Origin of the sequence: Cellulomonas septica (assembly GCF_012396155.1) — a bacterium.
GTDB classification, from domain to species: Bacteria; Actinomycetota; Actinomycetes; order Actinomycetales; family Cellulomonadaceae; genus Cellulomonas; species Cellulomonas septica.
The window spans coordinates 1-1,912 of sequence record NZ_JAAXOY010000674.1 but is presented as its reverse complement, the minus strand read 5'-3'; the positions used below and the strand labels follow the sequence as shown (position 1 = coordinate 1,912).

Annotated in this window: 2 protein-coding genes; both read left to right on the top strand. The window is 74.3% G+C overall.

Going from position 1 to position 1,912, the window contains the following annotated elements:
* Nucleotides 1-368: LacI family DNA-binding transcriptional regulator (locus HGA02_RS17970; RefSeq protein WP_168680629.1), on the top strand; the 368-nt coding region annotated here is incomplete at its 5' end.
* Nucleotides 369-503: 135 nt separating this feature from the next.
* A complete protein-coding gene (locus HGA02_RS17965; RefSeq protein WP_168680627.1) occupies nt 504-1,847 on the top strand; it encodes a glycoside hydrolase family 6 protein in 1,344 nt (447 codons plus the stop codon).
* The last annotated feature ends 65 nt before the right edge of the window (nt 1,848-1,912 follow it).

Here is a 1,912-nt window from a genome sequence, read left to right as displayed (position 1 = left end):
GGGTCGACGCGTGGGTCGAGGTCGGCGACTTCAGCGCCGAGTCCGGCGCGCGCGCGACGGAGCGGCTGCTCGAGCGGCACCCCGACCTGGACGGCGTCATCGCCGGCTCGGACAACATGGCCGCGGGCGCGCTGCGCACGCTCCGGGCGCACGGCCGGTCGGTCCCGGACGACGTCGCGGTCGTCGGGTTCGACGACCTTCCCGTGGCCCGGCAGACCGAGCCGCCGCTGACCACGGTGCGCCAGCCGATCCGGCGCTTCGGCGCGGAGCTCGCGGCGTCGCTCGTGCAGGTGATCGAGGGGCGTGCGGTCGAGCCCGTCCTGCTGCCGACGACGCTCGTGGTGCGGGAGTCCGCGCCTCTGCCCTGAGGGCTTGACGGCCTCGACGTGTGCGCACCACGATGAGGGCGCGCGAAACTGGAACCGCTTCCAGTTCCGCCGGACCAGCACTCTGCACGCAGCCGACGACGTCCGCGCCGCGGTCCGACACCCCAGGGGGTCCTCATGGCCACACCCGCCCGACGACGGTGGACCACCGCCGTCCTGGCCGCCTGCGCGCTCGCCGTGAGCGCCCTCGTCAGCAGCCCGGCGCAGGCCGCCAACGACGTGCTCGACCCGTCGACCGACCTGTGGGTGAACCCGCAGAGCTCGACGAAGGACGCCGCACGCGAGCTGCGCGGCCAGGCGCAGCGTGACGCCCTCGCCCTCAGCCGCGTCCCGAGCGCGACGTGGTTCACCGACGGCACGCCTGCCGAGGTGCGCCGCGAGGTCCGCGACACCGTCAAGCGCAGCGGACGCGACGTCCCGGTGCTCGTCGCCTACAACGTGCCGTTCCGCGACTGCGCGCTCTACTCGGCGGGCGGTGCGGCCGACGTCGCGGCGTACAAGGCGTGGATCGACGCGTTCGCCGCGGGCATCGGCCGCGAGGACGCCGTGGTCGTCCTCGAGCCCGACGGGCTGGGGATCATCCCCTGGTACACGACGCTCGAGGGGCAGCTCGAGCACTGCCAGCCGCCCGAGTTCGACCCCGCGACGTCGGACCGCGACGCCGCCGCCGAGCGGTTCGAGATGCTCGGCTACGCGGTCGACCGCCTGCAGCAGCAGCCGAACACCGCCGTCTACCTGGACGGCACCGGGCCGTACTGGCTGTCGGCCGCCGAGTCTGCCGACCGCCTGATCAAGGGCGGCGTGCAGCGGGCGGACGGGTTCTTCCTCAACGTGTCCAACTACGAGTACACCGAGAACAACGTCACGTACGGCACGTGGGTCTCGAAGTGCATCGCCCTGGCCACCGGGGTGATGCCCGGCGCGTTCGGCGAGTGCGGCCACCAGTACTGGAGCGGCGGCCCTGCCAACGACTGGACCGGGCAGGTGCTCACCAACCAGGGGATCTGGAGCGAGACCGCGACGGACCCCGCGATCAACACCGCGGGGATCGAGTCGCGGTACGACCTGCTGCTGGGCGACACGCAGCCGACGACGCACTTCGTCGTCGACACGAGCCGCAACGGCCGGGGACCGTGGGCGCCGCCCGCGGGCGTCTACCCGGACGCGGAGACCTGGTGCAACCCGCCGGACCGGGGCCTCGGGCTCCGCCCGACGACCGACACCGGGAACGACCTCGTCGACGCGCTGCTCTGGATCAAGGTGCCGGGCGAGTCGGACGGGCAGTGCTTCCGCGGGCTCGGCGGGCCGCAGGACCCCGAGCGCGACATGGTCGCACCCGCGGCGGGGCAGTGGTTCCCCGAGCAGGCGCGTGAGCTGATCGAGCTCGCGCAGCCCGCGTTCGCCGGCGGTGGCGCCCACCCGAGCGGCCCCGGCCACGGCGGTCCGCACCACCGTCGCTGAGCGAGCCGTCCGTCCCGGTCCGGCGCCCCCGTCCGTCGCGGGTGCGGGCCGGTGCGGAGCCTGCC

Bases quoted from the DNA above. Each gene is read 5' to 3' on its own strand.
- HGA02_RS17965 (WP_168680627.1), top strand. From the start codon at position 504: ATGGCCACACCCGCCCGACGACGGTGGACCACCGCCGTCCTGGCCGCC.